Genomic DNA, 18,570 nt, shown 5'->3' with positions numbered 1-18,570 from the left:
AGGGAACCTCTTTCTTTTGGGCTGGCTGGCCATTAAAGGAAACGAAGTTCCCTTTTTTGTATTATTATATAAAAAAATTGCCGCCAGTGATAGATTTTCTATCACCAACAACAAATATTGTAGAGCCACAATTTGTTAGTCTCTCTTTTTTTGTATTTAGGGGTTGTATTAAATTCGTGTACTATGTATAATAGTACACTATGTATAATAGTACACATGATAGAGGTGAGATAAATGCAAATTAATAAAACAAGTAGTAAACCATTTTATGAACAATTAATATCAGGTATTAAAGAAGATATATTCAAAGGTATTTTACAAACCGATGATAAATTACCATCAGTCCGAGAAATGGCCAAAATCCATGAGATGAATCCAAACACAGTCAGTAAAGCGTATAAAGTTCTTGAATCGCAGGATGTGATTGTTACGGTTAAGGGTCGTGGTACGTATGTCAAAGCTAATAATGAGGATAATCGTGATGAACGACAAATTCAAAAAATTCGTGATGGATTATTAGATGCGATTAAAGAAGTGACCTATCTCGGCGTACAGGAAGCTGAGATTCAAAGTTGGATTACAGCATATTTTAAAAAGGAGGACTAAGCTATGGGATTTGAAATTAAAAATTTATCAGAAAAAATTGGTGACAAAGAAATATTGAAGAACATTAATATTAGCCTAGTTCCTGGAGAAATAGTGGGTCTCATTGGACGTAATGGGGTTGGTAAAACAACTTTATTCCGATCAATCTCTGGCCAATATACACCAGATAAAGGCGATATTTTAATAGATGATCAATGGGTTAAAGAAGATTTAGCATTGAAAGAAAAACTCTTTTATTTGGACACACAGAATAACTTTTTTGATGGCTATACAATAGATAAGATTGCGGCATTCTACGAATTAGCTTATCAGACATTTAATCGTCAAAAATATGATACTTGGGTCGCAGAATATGAGTTACCTAGACAAACGAAATATCGTCAATTTTCTAAAGGGATGCAAGGGTTATTTAATATTATTTTAGCTTTTTCAACAGGTGCCCCTTATGTTATTTTAGATGAACCTTTAGATGGCTTAGATGTGATTGTGCGTAAGCAAGTTTTCCAGATTATTATCGATGCTGTCGCTGAAGATCAACGTAGCGTGCTGATTTCTTCACATAATCTAGAAGAGTTGGATCGCCTTATTGATCGCGCAATTGTGTTAAAAGGAACTCATATTGTCAGCGACTATCGTTTAGAAGATACACGTTCTGAGGCACGTAAAGTGCAATTAGTTTTTAAATCAATAGAAATTCCAGCATTTATAAAAGAAAATAGTCGCGCAATTAGTATTCAAGGACGGGTTGTCACGGTTTTATTTGAACATTATTCAGATGACCTTGAAGCTCAAATTAAAGCTGAAAAGCCAGCCTTATTCGAAGAATTACCTTTAACTTTAGAAGATTTATTCCGAGCAAGTCTGTCGGCTAAAGAAAATGCTGAAGGTGAAAAATAATGACAGCAAATAAAAGATTGAATCAAATTGTTTGGCAGAGGTATAAATGGTTTGTGGCATTGATTGTGCTGTTAATTGTTGGTTTTTCGCTGTTCAGTACGGTTAGTTCTATTAATGCCGTAAAAGAAGCAGAAAAAACGACAACCTATCAACATTTTGTTTCAGACGCTAAATCGTATGCGAAAGAAAATAAAGTGAAACCTGACTTGAGTCAAGCAGAATATAGAGACTATCAAAAGGGATTGGGATATAATGATTCATTCACCCTTGCAGCAGGCAATGGTACGTTTACCGTCTTTATTTTTTTGGTAGTGGGCGTAGGACTGTTTACAAGTTTATATGATTTACAGACAAAATTTAATGAATTTATTTTTTCGAGTGGTTTTTCAAGACAACGTTATTTTTTGAAAAAAATGGGGTTACTGTTAGGAGTAACATTTGTTTCTTTACTTATTAGCATGTTAGCGGATGTTTTAATAGCTAAGATGCTAATCTCAAGTCATTTCTTTTACATCTCAAGTTTGTTTATTGCATGGGATATAATAGTTGATCTGGTAATCATTCTTGCTGTTTATGCGGTTGGAACGATTGTGGGTGTTTTAGTGAATGGAGTTCTAGCTGCAGTATTAACAGCACTTGGGTTCCTTGGAACTTGTGTTTTATTTACGAATAACTTTTTAAGGAATGGACCAGAAAATTTTCTTGATTACTCAGCAGCATCAAGTGCAAGTCACAGATTTTTAAATGTGCAACTCCCCTTGGTTATCCTTGTTATTTCAGCTGGGTTAATGATGTGGGCAGCCGCTTATTTCTTTGAAAAACTATCATTAGAGCAAGAGGGCCCTTACTTGCAGTTTAATTATCTGAAAAAACCATTACTTATTTTTGTAACTATCTATATTGGGTTGATTTATGGGGCACAAGGTCGTGGCTATGAAACAATGGGTGAGATGATAAGAACGGGTTTAATTAGTGGTGTTATAACGTTGATTATTGGTTATCTTGTCATTTATCGTCCTCAAAACATCTGGCAAAACGTCCGAACTATTTTTTCAAAGCGTCGCTAGTATAATCACTATAAAAAGCTGAGAGGTAGATATTATGACAGTAAATAAAAGGCTAAATAAGCTCATTTGGCGAAGATATACGGCTTTTATCGCATTAATCATAGGAGCAGTTATTGGAATGGCCTTGGCAACGACAAGCAGCACAATAGATATGAAAAGAAGCAATGAAAGAGATTCGACTTATCAAACATTTGTAGCAGAGACAAAAGCAGATGCAAAAGAAGAACATGAACCAGTGGGCTCATTAGATCAAGCAGCATATCAAAAATATCAACAGGAAATGGGTGCAACCTACGAAGAAATAGATTTTAATAGCAATTCATTTATGTTATTTTGTGGGCTTGGTCTGGTAGTCTTGGGTCTTTTTACTAATTTATATGATTTAAAAACAAATTATAATGAATTTCTATTTTCAAGCCCATTTTCCAGAAGAGGTATTTTTTGGCGAAAGGTGGGTCTCATCTTTGGAACGGCGTTTCTATCAATTGTCGTTTGTTCAATCATTAATATTGTGGCAATAAAAGTTGCGATACCTAGTGAATACATGAAAGTATCGCAAATGCGTATGTTGATATTAATGCTTCAATCGTTGGCGCCATTAATGGCGTTATATGGTGTGGGCTTAGTTATAGGTATTTTAGTACGTCCGGAGTTGTTGGCTATATTAACAACTTTTGGATTTCTTGGTTCAACTGTTCTGATTGAACAATCAATTTATAATCCGACCACGTCTGCCTGGAATGAGGCCGGGATCTATCTCATTTTAGGGGTAATGACTTGGCTCATTGCGGCCTATTATTTTAACAAATTATCCTTAGAACACAATAATCCGTACCTGCAATTTGATTATTTAAAGATACCTGCGCTGATTGTAACTACAGGTTATGTTGCTTTTGTGATTGGTTTTTCACTTTTTTCAGAAACAAATGATTTGAAGACTATTATCTGGGGCACAATCATTTCTGGCATCATAGCATTTATCACTGCGTATATCGTTATTTTCCGTCCACAAAGTGTGGAACAAAAATTACAACGAATTTTTTCAAAAAATAAAGCCTAATGATTAAATAAGATCCTATTCAAAACGAATAGGGTCTTATTTTGACCTTACAAACTTGTTAGTATGTATGACAAGAGAGTTATGCTAAACTACCATTTATAGAAATAAAAGAACAACTATTGGGAGGGATTCAACTTGAAAGAAATGTTAACGATAAATAATTTGACTAAAAATTTTGGCAAAAAGACAGTCCTTAAAGGAATTGATTTTAAAATTTCAGAAGGTGAGATAGTTGGACTTGTTGGTGCTAACGGTGCTGGTAAGACAACAATTATGAAATCAATTCTTGGTTTGGTTAGTTACCAAACAGGAGAAATTACAATTGATGGTAAAATCGTATCAACGACAAGCCACCAAGCGCTAGAAGAGGTCGGGGCTTTAATTGAGTATCCTGGCATTTATCCATTTTTAAGTGGCTATGACCATTTGAAATTATTCTCTGAGAAGAATACAAAAGAAGAATTAGATGAAATTGTTGCCGATTTGCATATGACCTCGTATATCAATCGTAAAGCAAAATCATATTCATTAGGGATGAAACAAAAATTAGGGATTGCGTTGGCCATATTAAACAGACCAAGATTAATTATTTTGGACGAACCAATGAATGGCCTTGATCCTCAAGCAACACGAGATGTGCGTGAACTCGTCTTGAAATTATCAAAACGTGGGACATCATTCCTAATCTCAAGCCATATTCTAGGTGAATTAGAAAAAATTGTTGACCATTTTATCATTTTAAATAAAGGTAAAATTATTCAAGTGATGTCTGCTGAGGAATTGAATGAAGGGCATAATCATTACGTTTTGTTAACAACAACAGAAAATGAAAAGGCTAAAGAAATTCTCAAAGCTGCCAACTATGAATTACAAGTTGATCGGTCAGTCAAGATTAAAATGAATGACGAGGATAACTTAGCCGCTATTATCCAAGTTCTTTACGATAATAAAATACAAATTAATGATGTGAGACATCAAGAAAATGATATGGAAGAATCGTTACTCAATTTATTAGATCAAAAAGATGGAGGTAAAGCCTAATGGTAACCTTGGTTAAACAAGAACTATTCAAGTTATTAAAAAAGAGATCAACACCAATTATTTCAGCTTTACTTGTTATTTTTATTTTTGGATTAGCAATTGTCACAAAAATGAATCCAACCATTTTTGATGCTAAAGGTCTTTTCGTGCAAGGCTTCGGGGCAATATTCTTACTTTTCCTTATTATGATTGCAACTGCTAGTACAGTTGTTGCTATGGAGTCACAATTTGGGACGATTAAAGATTTGCTCTATCGGAAATACTCACGAGGGGCTGTTTTAGCAAGTAAATGGCTAACTGTTTTTCTCTATTCAATTTATCTTAATGTGTTGCTTTTTGTTGCTGCAATTGTGGCAAAATTACTATTTCTACCTAACTTTTCATTATCATCAAAAGTGGGAGATCAAACGGCTGTCCATGCTTTAATGACATTACTGACAGGTAATTTTGTTAACTTATGGCTCATTATCAGTTTAGTGTTATTGTTGGCTAGTGCCTTTAATAGTTCTGGCGCATCAATTGCTGCTGGGGTTGGTTTTTACTTTTTAACATCGATTGTTTCAAGCATCCAAGTGCTAGCAATTGCCAAGTGGGATTGGATGAAGTGGAACCCCATTAACATGATGAATTTAAGCAATCAATTATCACTTGGAAAAGCATATGAAGCATTGACGAAGTTATCAACTGAGCAATTAATTTGGGGTAACTTAGGCTATGCGGTCATATTCTTATTCTTAGGCTACCTAGTTTTCAAACGTAAAAATGTCTAAATAAGAGCAACGTCAAATGATAAATTTGATGTTGCTTTTTTATTTAACAAACAAATGCAACCGCTTTACTTAAACAAAACGTGGACCTACAATAAGGTTATTATTAATGATTAAGGAGATAATTATGGGATCAAGAATGATGCACTATGCGATAGCTAATCATATTTCTAATCAAACTAATCTTGGACTTGATTTTTTGATTGGGAGTATTGCGCCAGATGTCAATAAAAATTCAAAAACACCCAAAGAATTAACGCATTTTATGAAAATAAGAGCAGACGGCGAACATGATATGTTCCCTGATATTTTTTTGAGTGAATATGGTAAGGAATTGAGTCCTTTTAAACTTGGCTACTACTTACACTTAATCTCTGATGAGATATGGCTAAAAACGATTTACAAAAGGGTTATTCTTGAAAATAAAGCAGATACTAAAGATCAAGCGCTAAAGAAATTTTATTTAGATTTTCATTTTTTTAATCGTAAACTGATCGAAAAATATCAGCTGAAACCTATTGGTAATGTCCCATCAATTGTGACAGGAGTCACTGAAATAGTAGATGCTGATATACCAGAAATCATTAATGATTTAAATTCAGATTTTTTAGACAAATCACAAATCACAACATCTCAGTTAATTTCAAAGAAAGCGATAGATGATTATATAGAAACATGTACAGACCAATTTATGGCATTTTTGACAGAAAATGGGCTTGATTAGGCTAAAAATCTAATAGTTATCCATGGTATAAATTAATGTAAGGGCTATCAGTGATAAATTATGGTTATATCTGTTGGAAATGGGTGTCGCCTGAAATTAAGTTGTTAACAACCTTTTTGGAAATAATGTCATAAATTGTGAGTACTCCCCCTTTTATTGATACGATTTATTTCTATTAACGTGATATTATAGATAAATAAACTTACGGACAATGGGGAGAACGGTATGAAAATTAATAACAAGATAAAATTAGCGGTAGTATCTATGGGTTTGTTGTTTTTAGTTAATATTTCAAGTGTTAGTGCTTCAGATTATAATAATGCGCTTGAGGATGCCCCTCGATCGATCCTAATGACTGGGTTATTCCAAACGGGTACGGGGGCTGGTGTTACAACAAGTAGTGGGATGGTTGGATTGGACGCTAAGAATGCAGTATCTAGTAATCCGTCAAAATCATTGGTTAAGATTACGGATGATAAAAACCAAAAAGCAGCAGTTTGGTCATCAGACACTAATTCATTTGATATTAATACGGATGATAAAGCTTCTATGTGGATCTATTTTGGCAGTAATACTGCTGGTGCTGGTGATGGAATGGCCCTTGTTTTACAAAATGATTCAAAAGGGAATGCTGCCATTTCATCTATTGCTGGTGAAACATTAGGTGTTTGGGGGGATGATGCTGGTGCTAAATCAGCAGGAGATGTCGCTAAATCAGCGATTCAAAATAGTTGGGCTCTGGAATTTGATACGCATACGAATAATGGTGGAAATTCGACTAATGGGTTTGATTTTGGGTTAGCGGATAGTAACCACCTTGCTAGTGGCTATCCAGCAGAGGCTGACACTTATGTCCTTAGAGGGACAGGGGCAACGGCATATTATAGTCAAAATCATTTAGGTAGTATTAAGTACAACAGTTATTTATCAAATGCTAAATGGCACCATGTCACAATTAATTACAAATCAATTGATGCGAAAAATGGGTCAATGACATATACGATTGATGATAAAGCCCCAGTTTCAGAGATAAAACCATTGAATCCTACTACAGATTTAAGTCAACCCGGACAAACAGCAACAGTTTCAATTGATAAATCAAAATTTAAGTCAACAAATGGTAAAATTCGTTGGGGCTTTACAGGTTCTACTGGGTATAATTACGAAAATAACTTAGTAATGTTTGAACAAGTACCTGGTCTTGTAAATGCGACAGCTGTACAAACTATTACAGATGTAACTCAAAATAATAAGGATCTCCCTGCTGATGGAACAGGGATAGTTTATAGTGGTGACGAGCTAAAATTTACAACTAAAGTAACTTATTTAGATGGAAAACAAGATTGGAAGCGGCCCGCTGCTTATTTAAAATATCCTGCTGATAATATTAAATGGACAGAAACTATCTTGAATGACGATAAGCCCAATATTTTAGGAGAGGGTAAAAGTCCTGATAGTAGTACTTCATTTGGTACTGATTTTTCTAAAAACAATCCAAATGGGAAACTAGCATATGTTGGAACTGTCGGACCTGTGACCGAAGATACACCACAAACTAGTCCAGCAGGACAGATAATCGGAAGTAACGCAATGATTGATTCAAATGCGGTTAGTTATACGATTGAAGCCGCACCTAAAATGACGTTATCAATCGATGATCTTAAAGATATCGATGTTGATTATGGTAAGGATGCAACAATCACAGGAACTGTCAAATCTAGTTTGGGCGGCGATATTGCTAAAGGTGCTAAAGCTAGTGTCACGATTAGTGGCGATAAGACACCCATTGAAGGCGATGTCGCAACAGATGGGACATTTAGTGTAACGGTACCAAAGGCTAAATTAACAACATCTGGTGAAAAGACATATACAGTTCAAGCAACAGATGTAGATGGCAATACAACAGATAAAACGGATAAAGATGATACTAAAAAAATTAATATCCACCCAGTTTTAACTTTGAACGATAACAAGGGAACAGTTATTGCACCTTATACATTTACGTTCCAAGTTGTCGATAATAGTGCAACTATTACGACGTACTACAAAGAGGGTAAAGATGGAACGCCTGTTCAACTAGAAAAATACGATAATAGTAAACCAGGTTCTACAGATGATCATACAGTTGCGTTGGATGAGTCTAAACTTGCAGTTGGTAGTCATGTATTAACCGTTTATTCTGTTGATTCTGCTGGTGCTACTTCCAATGATCAAACAATAACAGTTGTTATCGGATCGTTGAGTGTGTCATCTGATGATACGATTACTTTTAAGAATAAAATTCCTGCTCAAACAAGTGTTTTAGATCGTACAGCAGACTATACGCTCAATTTAGAAACGTCAGCAGCAAAAAATTGGACGTTATCTGCGACGGCAGGACCTTTAACGGCACAGAGTGATAACAGTACTTTAAAAGACTCAACTATTGGATTCCGTGATTCTGATAAAGGAGAGCTAACACCACTGAATGCGACAAGTACAACAATTGATAGTGGTGTTGGACAAATAGAGACAATTGCAAAAACATGGTCAAAAGATTCAGGTATTCTATTGAATGTGGCACCAAGTGAAATTCATGCAGATGAAGTTTATACTTCTAAAATTGAATGGACGTTAACAGACGCTTCAGCAAGTTAATTAAGTGATCATACGAAAAAGCACACTACTTTAATTAGTTTAAAGTAGTGTGCTTTTTCAATTCTATTTATGAAATCCATGAGCTAATAGCTGACCAGATAGCGCTGAAGAATGAGACGATAGCGTCCCAAATTTTTTGTAAGAAGTTACGATTTCCAGAAGTATTTAATTTGCTGAAAATATTTTTAGCGCCATCTTGGATATTTGTTGCGACTTTGCTTGCTTGTGATTTAAAATCTGATGAATCTAAAGCACCTGAATCTCGAATCTTAATTAAGGTAGCGACAATTTGTTGTTTTTGGCTATCAGTGATGACATTTGTTAAGTTATTATTTGTAATTTGATTGTTCACAATCACTGTAATTTGGTTATTTGTAATTGAACTCCCTTTTTTAGCCATGTCTTGTTTAGCACCGGCTACGGCATTGTTCAATTGTGAATCAGTATAGCCATCTTTATTCTTGTTGGCTTGTGTAATATCACTTAAAGTCGACATTTCATCTTGCGCAGCAGTCACTTGCTTGGTGTTCAAAGTATCACCGTTTTGAGCAAAGGCGGCGTACACACCAGCTAAAGCACCAGATCCATCAATGGGTGTGGCAGATGTCACGTAGATATTAGCATCCGTTACGCCAGCTGTTAGTGCGGCATTTTTATATTGATTTTCAGTAATGGTTGTAATATTGTTCGCGCCATTATAATCTAAAATTTTAACGTTAATTCCAGAACCGCTGCTGGTTTTTTGAACCATCGCAGAAGACCAAACGCCAGAATCTGTGGTGAATGTCCCACCTGAACTATTGAGATATTTAACTAAGGTTGCGCCGTTGACGGTTAAGGTCGAGTAAGAGGTATTACCGTCTAAACTTGAGGTTAACGTTGAAAGTGTGCCTGATTTTTGTGAATCTGTTAGGCTTGATCCTAGTGTTACCACTGGATTCGACCAGTTAGTGGTTGTGCCTGTTGTTGATGACGCAGAACTTGATGAGTCATCAGTTGCAGCATGAGCAACTGAACCTAAGCTAAGGACGGCTAATGTTGTCATTGCCGCCGTGTAAATTAATTTTTTGAATGTCATGGTAGGAACCTCTCAATTGTTATTATTTTAATTTTATTATACCAATCTGGGAAGAAAAGGTTGTTAAATGGGTCTAAATAATAGAAAAAATTAAGGATTGTTAAAATGGAGAAGTTTTTAATTAAGTGAGACAATGCGCCTAACGATAAGTTACAATATTAAATTAATAACTAAATAGGAGAGTAACCATGACAAAAAATATGACAGATACATTTAAATTTGGTAGGGGTTTAGAATTGAAAAATCGAATTTTAATGGCACCAATGACTGTAAAAATGAGTTATTATGATGAAGTTGTCACACATGACGAATCGGATTATTATGCGCTGCATTCAGGTGAAGTTGGTGCCGTTATTACTGCCGCTACCAGTGTACAAGCGAATGGAAAAGGTTGGGAAGGCTCACTTGCTGTATATGATGATAAGTTCATTCCTGGATTAACAAGATTAGCGTCTGCTATCAAAAAAGAGGGAAGTAAAGCTATTTTACAAATTTTCCATGCAGGACGAATGACGAATTCAAGTATTCTTAGAGGGAAATCAACAGTTTCGGCTAGTGCCATTGCAGCAGAACGTCCAAATGCGGAAACGCCTCAGGCATTATCTGAAACTGAAATTTTAGAAATTATTGAATCTTTTAAATCAGCAACAAGACGAGCAATTGCAGCTGGATTTGACGGTGTCGAATTACATGGAGCGAATACCTATCTTCTACAACAATTTTTTTCACCACATTCAAACAGACGTGATGATGCATGGGGTGGCACGCTTGATAAGCGATTTAAATTTATCGATGATGTCGTTAATGGTGTTATTGAAGTTGTTGATCAGTCGGATGTTGAAAAGTTTATTATTGGTTATCGTTTTTCACCCGAAGAATTTGAAAATCCGGGTATTAGTATGGAAGATACAATGGTTTTAATTGATAGACTTGCGGATAAAAAATTAGACTATCTACATATCTCATTGGGTAAGTATAATAGTATTTCGAGAAATAAAAGTTTCAATGAAAAAACAAGAATGGCTTATGTTCAAGAAAAAATTAATGGCCGAGTTCCTTTAATTGGTATTGGTAATGTTCGTACTGGAGAGGATGTCAACGCGGTCTTAGGAAATGCAGATTTAGTTGCGGTTGGTCGTTCTCTTTTAATTGATCCTAACTGGACGTCTAAGATGTTTGATGGAAAAGAAGATACAATCAAAAGAGTTTTGGCTAAAGGTGATCGAGAAAAATTAATGGTCAGCGATGGTGCTGTTGAATTTTTAGAAGATATGATGCCTGAAAGGTTGGTTGATTAACCGGACCATTTTGGTGTGCACGTCGTTACAGTAAAAATTAAAAAAACTTTCAACACTCTAATTTTTAGTGAGTGTTGAAAGTTTTATTTATTTTACCGGAACAACTTTGATTTCAGTTGAGTCATCATGAATCACAATGTATATTGTCTGCGTTTCTTCTTTATCGAAGAAACCGAGATTAATACAAGGTAAGCCATCAAGTTCTTCAACACCAACGAAGCGATCCGTAAATATTTGACGAACCATTTTACCCATTTCTTTATGAGCATTGGCTTTTTCGGCTGCTACTTTGAGCGTGAATCCAGAGTCCAAGTAAGATTTGATTAAGCGAATAATCGATAAGGTATGGTAAGCATATTTTCTATTTTGATTTTTATTCGTATTAATAGAAGAAATGAACCCTTTTTGTTCCCAGTATCTAATTTGGCTCTGTGTCAGGCCTGTTGTTTCAGCAATCTCACCGATTCCGATAGAGAACGTGTCATTTTTCATAATGACGGCCATTCTTTTTGCGTAATCTTGAATGTTTGCAATATCATTCATATCTGCCAAATAAATTTACCTCCTGAATAAAAATTCTAATTAATGATAACGGTTTTAACCTTGTTATATTTACTATATTGATTATATATTTTTTAAAACGTTTGTCAAGATGGTTGACATACTTTGTAAATAGTCTTATATTAGTAACCGAAGCTATTTTAGAGGAAAAGAAGGTCATATAAATGAATGGACTAGATGCAAAAGGAAAACCATATAATCGTACCATGTTAATTGCTATTTTATTAATTGGTACATTCTGTACGGTTTTGAATCAAACGATTTTAGCAACAGCTTATCCAACGTTAATGAAGAACTTTAATGTGACAACGTCAACTGTTCAATGGTTAACAACAGGATTCATGTTGGTTAATGGGATTTTAATTCCAGTTAGTGCTTGGTTAAGTAGCCGTGTTAACACAAAATGGTTATATATCGGCGCTATGGGAATATTTGAACTTGGGACAATTATGGCATACACAGCGCCTAACTTTGGCTTTTTACTTGCTGGACGTTTAGTTCAGGCTGTTGGTGTTGGGGTAACAATGCCATTGCTACAAACGATTATGTTATCAATTTTCCCACCAGAAAAACGTGGGGCTTCAATGGGACTTGCTGGGATGGTTATTGGACTAGCACCTGCTATTGGGCCAACGCTTTCAGGTTGGGTTGTTGATAATGCAACATGGCGTGATCTTTTCGGAATGATTATTCCAATTGTTGCCGTTGTTCTTGTGGCTTCTTTCTGGTTTATGAAACCAGTTATTGAAACACACAAATCAAAAATTGATATTTTATCATTAATTGTTTCAACAATTGGATTCGGTAGTTTATTATACGGATTCTCAACGGTTGGGGATAATGGCTGGGGGAGTGCTTCAGTTCTGAGTTTCTTAGCAATCGGAGTGGTCTTTATCGCACTCTTCGTATGGCGTCAATTAACAATGGAAACACCATTCTTAGAATTGCACGTATTCGCTTCTAAAGAATACACAATTGCTGCATTGTTAAGTTCAATTGTAAATATGGCTATGATCGGTGTTGAAATGATCTTGCCAATGTACTTACAAACTGTTCGTGGTGATAGTGCTTTCCAATCAGGGTTAACATTGTTAGCCGGTGCATTGATGATGGGTGTTATGAGTCCGTTCACAGGTCGTTTATTCGATTTATATGGTGCTAAGAAATTGGCTACCGGTGGTATGTTCTTACTAACGCTTGGAACAATTCCTTTTGCTTTTTTAACAAAAGACACACCAACGTTATATATTGTTGTCATGTACGCTATCCGGATGTTCGGTATTTCAATGGTGATGATGCCTACAACAACATCTGGTATGAACGCATTACCATCTAATTTGATGGGACATGGGACAGCTGTTAATAATACAGCACGTCAAATTGCCAGTTCAATCGTTACTGCTGTCATGGTTTCTGTTTTAACAAATGTGACAACAGATGCCTTACCTGGTAAATCATTACTTAAAGCAGATCCTTTGGCTTACAAGAACCAAGCGATTAATGCAACATTGAGCGGTTACAAAGCTGCCTTTTCAATCGCAATTGTCTTCTGTGTCATCGGTCTTGGTTTTGCATTCTTCTTAAAATCAAAAAAACAAGTAACAAGTAACGGAGGTACAAAATAATGATTATTATTTTATTAGTTATTGCCGTTATTTTATTCTTCCTAACATGGAACTTAATCAAAAATAACGCACTTAGTTATACATTAGGTGGTATTTTCGCACTTTGTGTGATTGTATTTGGTGGGATGATTGTTGCTAATTACAGCACACATTATGGCATGGAAAAAGTCACAACAACTAAAACTGAGAAAGTAGCATCAACATCGAAAGCTATGGATCTACTTGTGTACCAACCAATTGGTACTAATGGTGTTGAAAAAGTAGTCGTGTACAAAAATTCGGCTTCACAAAAGAAAACCAAACAGACACAAACAGATGAAACGACTAGCAAGATTGTCAAAAATGCTAAGCGTAACAAATTAGTGGTTAAAGAAACACGTTGGGTTTACAAAAATAATTTCTACAAATTATTATTCGGCGTTACTGATAACAACAAAGTTTTAATAAAGCGGACGAATACATTCTACGTTAAGAAAAACGTTGTTGTGTTAACAGCCAATCAAGCAAAAGCAATGCCTAAGATTGCTAAAGCTGAACAAGCCAAATTAACAACTAAGGCTGGTAAAGCGCAATTAGCAAAAGACGGCGCAACATTTGTTAAGACAGCTGTTACCAATGCAATGATGAAAAATGCAGCAATCTCAAAAGCGGATCAAGCTAAGATTGTGAAACAAGCAACTGCTGCTTTTGAAGCACAAACTAAAGCACAAGTAATGCAAAAAGTATTACAAGAAGTGAAACAAGTTAAGTAATTAGTGGGCATAACCTTGATAATTTTAAAATTATCAAGGTTATTTTTTTATCTAAACATGAATTTAGACGAGACAAATGGTATGATATGTTAATGTCATTAACATTATAAAGGAGTCTTTAATCATGAAAAAGAAACTTATTATTTGGATTGTCAGCATTTTGGTCGTATTTGCGGTTGCGATTACTGGAGCAAGCTTCTACCTGTATCACTATGCCATCCAAAATACAGAAAAAACATTAACTGGGACATCAAGTAGCACGTCTAAGACAACATTAGAGGCACAGAAATGGTTGAAAGGGACGAAAAAAGAAACGTGGACAGAACAATCAGCAGGTGGTCATTTGAAATTGGTCGCTGATTATGTGCCTGCTGCTACGAAATCAACTAAAACAGTTGTTGTGGCGCATGGTTACATGGGTGACAAAGAAAGTATGGCATCATACATTAAATTATTCCATGAAGCAGGTTATAACGTCTTAGCCCCTGATGACCGTGGACAAGGTAAGAGTCAGGGTGATTATATTGGCTTTGGTTGGAAAGATCGCTTAGATTATGTTAAGTGGACCAAAAAATTAATCGCTGATAAAGGGTCAAATCAAAAAATTGGGTTATTTGGTGTCAGCATGGGTGGTGCTACCGTCATGATGATGAGTGGGGAACAATTACCTTCACAAGTTAAAGCCATTGTTGAAGATTGTGGCTACACTAATGTGGAAGATTTATTAGCTTACCAATTGAAATTACAATTTAACTTACCCAAAGAACCTTTGATTACAACATCAAGCTGGGTCACACAAATGCGTGCAGGCTATTCCTTTAAAGAAGCAGATTCAGTGAAACAATTAAAGAAAAATAAATTGCCTACGTTATTTATTCATGGCGATTCCGATGGGTTTGTGCCAACGTCAATGGTTTATGACAATTATAAAGCTTCAGCTGGTAAGAAAGAATTATGGGTCGTGAAAGATGCTGACCATGCGGAAGCATTCAGTAAGAATCCAAAACGTTATGCTAAAAAAGTGGTAAACTTTATGAATGACAATTTAGATAAATAAAACGAGGACGGTTAATTTATTTTGAATAATCAAGTTATAGAGGGACAAACACTTTCATTTGATGAGGTTATTTTTGAGACAACTTACCATAACTGTACAATTGAAGCGTCAGTTGAGCCAATTAAAGTTGATTCAGTGACTTTTGACCACTGTATTTTTGAACAAACTGATTTTGTTCGCAGTGAATGGTTGGACGTTGTGATTGATCACTGTGAATTCTTGAACGCTGAATTTAATGAGAGTTATTTTTTTCGTAGTGAAATCAAAGGCTGTCGTATGATGGGGTGCGATTTCTCTAATCGGACCGTTTTTAAAGAAATGCAGTTTAAAGACTGTCAGTTAAGTTATTCAAATTTTAGTGTTGCTCATTTTCAAACTGTTGAATTTAGGCGATGTGATTTAAAGGAAGCTAGTTTTCAAGCTGTTGAGATTAAGAAGAGTCTGACATTCCCTGAGAGTAATATTGAAGGTTGTGACTTTATCGAAACGAATATGAAGACCGTCGATTTCTCACAGAGTGAATTCGAAACAGTTGTACTAGATCCAAAATTAGTACGTGGATTAACAATTAATGCGTACCAAGCGACAATTTTGGTGGCTTTATTGGGAATTAAATTAAAATAGGCCTATAATAAAACAGACCGAACCAGCGAAGCTAATATTTCGCAGGTGTCGGTCTGTTTTTGAAAGCTTATTTTTACGGCATATATTGGTAACGCTTTCTATGGAATGTCAATTTCTGTGAGTTAACGCGTAGATATTGATTTTCTTTTGAAATAAGCTATGGTATATTGTTGTTAAGCAGTTAATAAGACGAAATATATATATAATGTATCAATATATTTAAAGAGAATGTGGGGGCATTACAATGAAAAAATTAAAAGTAGGAACATTATTAATAACAACGTTAATGGCGTTAATCTTTATTGGAAAATCAGTGAGTGCTAACGGTGATTATGATAGTGCAATCAAAAAGGCACCGCATGGTATTACAATGGAGAATATCTTTACTCCAGGGACTGGGAGTGCTAGCGGCTTTACAAATAATTCAAGTGTTGTGACACTTGATGAAGCTGGTAATGTAGTGGATGCTGGGTCTGAATCAGCCGCTAAGTCAGTTGTTAAAATAACGGATGCAACAAAAAATCAGCTTGCTTCAATTTGGTCGACACCCCGTAATGAATTTAATTTGAATCAGAGTAGTACAACATCAATGTGGATGTATTTTGGTAACCAAAGTTTACCTGGTAATTCTGATCCTGGGGATGGGATGGCACTTGTCTTACAAAATGATAGAGAGCGAGATAAAGGTATTGGCGCAATTTCAGGTGGTGGAGAATCTTTAGGTGTTTGGGGAATTGATACAGGTGGTAAAGATATTCAGAATAGTGCAATAAAAAATAGTTGGGCACTTGAATTTGATACACATGCGAATAAAACAAATAGCAAAGGAAGTGGGTTTGACATTGACGGAGCATCGGGTGACCATCTGGCAAGTGGGTATCCAGCAGAGCCAGAGACATACAAATATACCCAGGGTTCTACAATATTCACTCACTATAACAAAATGATACATAATGGGGTTATTGATAAGGGATCAAATTCCTGGTTATCTAATGGTGAATGGCATCATGTAACACTCAAATACGTATCTAATTCCCCAACGGAGCCTGGTTCAATGACTTACACGATTGATGATAAAAATCCAACAACAGATGCAAAACAAACGGGTTCATCAGCAATGGTGGCTATTGATAAAACGAAATTTAATGCAGCAGATGGATTAGTACTTTGGGGCTTTACTGGTGCTACTGGTGCTAAATTCGAAACTAACTTAGCTATGTTTGAACAAGTGCCTAATTTAGTTTCAGCTAAAGCAACTCAAAAAGTTATCGATAATACTCAAAAAGAAAAAGATGTTACCAATGGTGGCTATGTTGCGGGTGGCGATGCGCTTAATTTCCAAACAACATTGGACTACAAAGGTGGATTGCAAGATTGGCATTCAATTGAAGCTGATTTGAAGGTTCCTAATGACATAAGCTTAAAGTCAGGGACAATTACGTATTATGATGCTAATGGTGATGCGACTGGGGTTGGAGAAACATTTAATCCAACAAGTAGCTTGGATGTAATTAAGAAAAAATTGAGTCACAGTTTAACTGAAAAAAGTCCTAGGGCCGTTATTTCGATGTTCGGAACGGCTAATAAAGTTGCCAAGGATACAGTTGTAACGAGTGCCGCTAGTGAGTTTAATGGAACAAATGCCATTGTGTCTTCAACAGATGCAAGTTTTACAATTGGTGCAACAACAACGTTAGCAATTAGTGGGTTGAATGAACCATCAGTTGATCAGGGAGCCGATGCCTTAGTTACAGGGACATTGACTTCTTCAAATGAAGCAACAACAAGCAATGCAGTTACATTTTATTCAACAATCAACGGTAAAGCAATTGCGAAAAATCCAACAATCACGTTGACTAGTGCTACTGGTAAATTTGAAGACAACGTGCCTGCTGCTGATTTAAAGCATGGAAACAATAAGTATACTGTTTACGCAGTTGATCAGTATGGGGATAAATCTGAGGTTGCAGAGACAACAATCAAAGTTAACTCAAAACCAGTATTTACGTTAACCGATGAAGGGCAAACAGTTGATGCACCTTATACGTTGAAATATCAAGTACAAGATGATAGTTCATCAATTAAAACGTACTATCAAGAAGGAAAGGACACACCCGTCTTGATGGATACATTTGATAATACTAAAATAAATACATTGATTTCTGGTACGTATGCTTTACCAAGTACGTTATCAGTTGGTAAACATGTGTTAAGTGTTTATGCCACTGATTCAGATGATGTACCATTAACATCTGATGTGAAAAAAATTACGGTTGTTGTTTCTGGTAAAATAGAGATAACAACAGTTGGTAATTTAGATTTTGGGCTTCAAAAAATTCCAGCACAGACAACTGTCTTGTCTCGTCCAACTGATTTCTCAGTTGATTTAGAAACATCGTTGCCTGGAACTTGGAAGTTAACAGCTTCAGCAACTGATCTTACTTCTGATAGCAATACAATTAAAGGTGCCATTGTTTATCGAGATAAATCTGGAGATACTTTGCAGACATTGGATTCAACCGGTATTGAGATAGCGTCAGGGGCATCGAGCCAAACAATGACAACAAAGTCATGGACCAAAGATGCAGGTGTTTTAATTAAGGCTGATCCAAGCCAAGTTCACAAGGATTCATATACAGCAGAAGTTAAATGGACATTAAGTCACACACCAGCTTCATAATAATCAAGGGTCAGAATAGCTTTTATTCTGATCTTTTTTTATTTTTATTTTGCAATTATAACCATCTAGGATATGATGGACTAGAAAGAAATACCG

16 protein-coding genes are annotated in these 18,570 nt (G+C 35.6%); 14 read left to right on the top strand and 2 right to left on the bottom strand.

Annotated elements, in window-relative coordinates:
- Positions 1-234: 234 nt before the first annotated feature.
- From ACVQ8P_RS02080 to ACVQ8P_RS02045, 8 genes are all read left to right on the top strand, one after another.
- Positions 235-606 (top strand): GntR family transcriptional regulator, encoded by a 372-nt coding sequence (locus tag ACVQ8P_RS02080; RefSeq protein ID WP_462297245.1) that lies wholly within the window; start codon positions 235-237, stop codon positions 604-606.
- 3 nt (positions 607-609) lie between these two features.
- Positions 610-1,503 (top strand): ATP-binding cassette domain-containing protein, encoded by an 894-nt coding sequence (locus ACVQ8P_RS02075; protein ID WP_462297243.1) that lies wholly within the window; start codon positions 610-612, stop codon positions 1,501-1,503.
- The gene (locus tag ACVQ8P_RS02070; protein ID WP_462297241.1) at positions 1,503-2,570 is read left to right on the top strand and encodes a hypothetical protein; all 1,068 of its coding nucleotides are present in this window, start codon (positions 1,503-1,505) and stop codon (positions 2,568-2,570) included. The genes ACVQ8P_RS02075 and ACVQ8P_RS02070 overlap by 1 nt, the downstream gene beginning before the upstream one ends.
- A 34-nt stretch (positions 2,571-2,604) precedes the next feature.
- Positions 2,605-3,630 (top strand): hypothetical protein, encoded by a 1,026-nt coding sequence (locus ACVQ8P_RS02065; RefSeq protein WP_462297239.1) that lies wholly within the window; start codon positions 2,605-2,607, stop codon positions 3,628-3,630.
- A 144-nt stretch (positions 3,631-3,774) separates the two neighbouring features.
- Positions 3,775-4,671 (top strand): ABC transporter ATP-binding protein, encoded by an 897-nt coding sequence (locus tag ACVQ8P_RS02060; RefSeq protein WP_462297248.1) that lies wholly within the window; start codon positions 3,775-3,777, stop codon positions 4,669-4,671.
- Complete coding sequence (locus tag ACVQ8P_RS02055; RefSeq protein WP_462297237.1) at positions 4,671-5,441, top strand: ABC transporter permease; 771 nt, start codon at positions 4,671-4,673, stop codon at positions 5,439-5,441. The genes ACVQ8P_RS02060 and ACVQ8P_RS02055 overlap by 1 nt, the downstream gene beginning before the upstream one ends.
- A 124-nt stretch (positions 5,442-5,565) precedes the next feature.
- On the top strand, positions 5,566-6,162 hold the full coding sequence (locus tag ACVQ8P_RS02050; RefSeq protein ID WP_462297235.1) for a hypothetical protein: 597 nt from the start codon (positions 5,566-5,568) through the stop codon (positions 6,160-6,162).
- A 225-nt stretch (positions 6,163-6,387) separates the two neighbouring features.
- The gene (locus tag ACVQ8P_RS02045; protein ID WP_462297234.1) at positions 6,388-8,799 is read left to right on the top strand and encodes an L-type lectin family protein; all 2,412 of its coding nucleotides are present in this window, start codon (positions 6,388-6,390) and stop codon (positions 8,797-8,799) included.
- Between the two features lie 67 nt (positions 8,800-8,866).
- Here ACVQ8P_RS02045 and ACVQ8P_RS02040 read toward each other — a convergent pair whose 3' ends face one another.
- Positions 8,867-9,877: a DUF1002 domain-containing protein gene (locus tag ACVQ8P_RS02040; protein WP_462297233.1), complete on the bottom strand. Its 1,011-nt coding sequence runs from the start codon at positions 9,875-9,877 to the stop codon at positions 8,867-8,869.
- Between the two features lie 188 nt (positions 9,878-10,065).
- On the opposite strand from ACVQ8P_RS02040, the gene ACVQ8P_RS02035 reads away from it, so the two are divergent.
- Positions 10,066-11,175 (top strand): NADH-dependent flavin oxidoreductase, encoded by a 1,110-nt coding sequence (locus tag ACVQ8P_RS02035; RefSeq protein WP_462297231.1) that lies wholly within the window; start codon positions 10,066-10,068, stop codon positions 11,173-11,175.
- Between the two features lie 87 nt (positions 11,176-11,262).
- Here the strand turns inward: ACVQ8P_RS02035 and ACVQ8P_RS02030 are convergent, their stop codons facing one another.
- Positions 11,263-11,718: a MerR family transcriptional regulator gene (locus ACVQ8P_RS02030; RefSeq protein ID WP_462297246.1), complete on the bottom strand. Its 456-nt coding sequence runs from the start codon at positions 11,716-11,718 to the stop codon at positions 11,263-11,265.
- Positions 11,719-11,900: 182 nt separating this feature from the next.
- On the opposite strand from ACVQ8P_RS02030, the gene ACVQ8P_RS02025 reads away from it, so the two are divergent.
- The 5 genes from ACVQ8P_RS02025 to ACVQ8P_RS02005 all read left to right on the top strand — a co-directional run bounded on the left by ACVQ8P_RS02025 (position 11,901) and on the right by ACVQ8P_RS02005 (position 18,474).
- Entirely contained in the window at positions 11,901-13,361 is a 1,461-nt protein-coding gene (locus ACVQ8P_RS02025) for an MDR family MFS transporter (RefSeq protein WP_462297230.1), read from the top strand.
- The gene (locus ACVQ8P_RS02020; protein WP_462297228.1) at positions 13,361-14,113 is read left to right on the top strand and encodes a DUF4811 domain-containing protein; all 753 of its coding nucleotides are present in this window, start codon (positions 13,361-13,363) and stop codon (positions 14,111-14,113) included. Before ACVQ8P_RS02025 ends, ACVQ8P_RS02020 begins: the two co-directional genes overlap by 1 nt.
- A gap of 124 nt (positions 14,114-14,237) precedes the next feature.
- Entirely contained in the window at positions 14,238-15,170 is a 933-nt protein-coding gene (locus ACVQ8P_RS02015; protein WP_462297226.1) for an alpha/beta hydrolase, read from the top strand.
- A gap of 21 nt (positions 15,171-15,191) precedes the next feature.
- On the top strand, positions 15,192-15,794 hold the full coding sequence (locus ACVQ8P_RS02010) for a pentapeptide repeat-containing protein (protein WP_462297224.1): 603 nt from the start codon (positions 15,192-15,194) through the stop codon (positions 15,792-15,794).
- Between the two features lie 244 nt (positions 15,795-16,038).
- Positions 16,039-18,474: an L-type lectin family protein gene (locus ACVQ8P_RS02005; RefSeq protein WP_462297223.1), complete on the top strand. Its 2,436-nt coding sequence runs from the start codon at positions 16,039-16,041 to the stop codon at positions 18,472-18,474.
- Positions 18,475-18,570: the final 96 nt, after the last annotated feature.

Source organism: Dellaglioa sp. BT-FLS60 (assembly GCF_054941065.1).
This window is presented reverse-complemented; position numbering and strand designations above follow the sequence as displayed.

What these genes read in the sequence shown, in the direction of transcription:
- ACVQ8P_RS02020 (WP_462297228.1), top strand. Translation starts at nt 13,361, where the DNA reads ATGATTATTATTTTATTAGTTATTGCCGTTATTTTATTCTTCCTAACA.
- ACVQ8P_RS02035 (WP_462297231.1), top strand. Translation starts at nt 10,066, where the DNA reads ATGACAAAAAATATGACAGATACATTTAAATTTGGTAGGGGTTTAGAA.
- ACVQ8P_RS02070 (WP_462297241.1), top strand. Translation starts at nt 1,503, where the DNA reads ATGACAGCAAATAAAAGATTGAATCAAATTGTTTGGCAGAGGTATAAA.
- ACVQ8P_RS02065 (WP_462297239.1), top strand. Translation starts at nt 2,605, where the DNA reads ATGACAGTAAATAAAAGGCTAAATAAGCTCATTTGGCGAAGATATACG.
- ACVQ8P_RS02030 (WP_462297246.1), bottom strand. Translation starts at nt 11,718, where the DNA reads ATGAATGATATTGCAAACATTCAAGATTACGCAAAAAGAATGGCCGTC.
- ACVQ8P_RS02075 (WP_462297243.1), top strand. Translation starts at nt 610, where the DNA reads ATGGGATTTGAAATTAAAAATTTATCAGAAAAAATTGGTGACAAAGAA.
- ACVQ8P_RS02060 (WP_462297248.1), top strand. Translation starts at nt 3,775, where the DNA reads ATGTTAACGATAAATAATTTGACTAAAAATTTTGGCAAAAAGACAGTC.
- ACVQ8P_RS02025 (WP_462297230.1), top strand. Translation starts at nt 11,901, where the DNA reads ATGAATGGACTAGATGCAAAAGGAAAACCATATAATCGTACCATGTTA.
- ACVQ8P_RS02055 (WP_462297237.1), top strand. Translation starts at nt 4,671, where the DNA reads ATGGTAACCTTGGTTAAACAAGAACTATTCAAGTTATTAAAAAAGAGA.
- ACVQ8P_RS02015 (WP_462297226.1), top strand. Translation starts at nt 14,238, where the DNA reads ATGAAAAAGAAACTTATTATTTGGATTGTCAGCATTTTGGTCGTATTT.
- ACVQ8P_RS02050 (WP_462297235.1), top strand. Translation starts at nt 5,566, where the DNA reads ATGGGATCAAGAATGATGCACTATGCGATAGCTAATCATATTTCTAAT.
- ACVQ8P_RS02080 (WP_462297245.1), top strand. Translation starts at nt 235, where the DNA reads ATGCAAATTAATAAAACAAGTAGTAAACCATTTTATGAACAATTAATA.
- ACVQ8P_RS02005 (WP_462297223.1), top strand. Translation starts at nt 16,039, where the DNA reads ATGAAAAAATTAAAAGTAGGAACATTATTAATAACAACGTTAATGGCG.
- ACVQ8P_RS02040 (WP_462297233.1), bottom strand. Translation starts at nt 9,877, where the DNA reads ATGACATTCAAAAAATTAATTTACACGGCGGCAATGACAACATTAGCC.
- ACVQ8P_RS02045 (WP_462297234.1), top strand. Translation starts at nt 6,388, where the DNA reads ATGAAAATTAATAACAAGATAAAATTAGCGGTAGTATCTATGGGTTTG.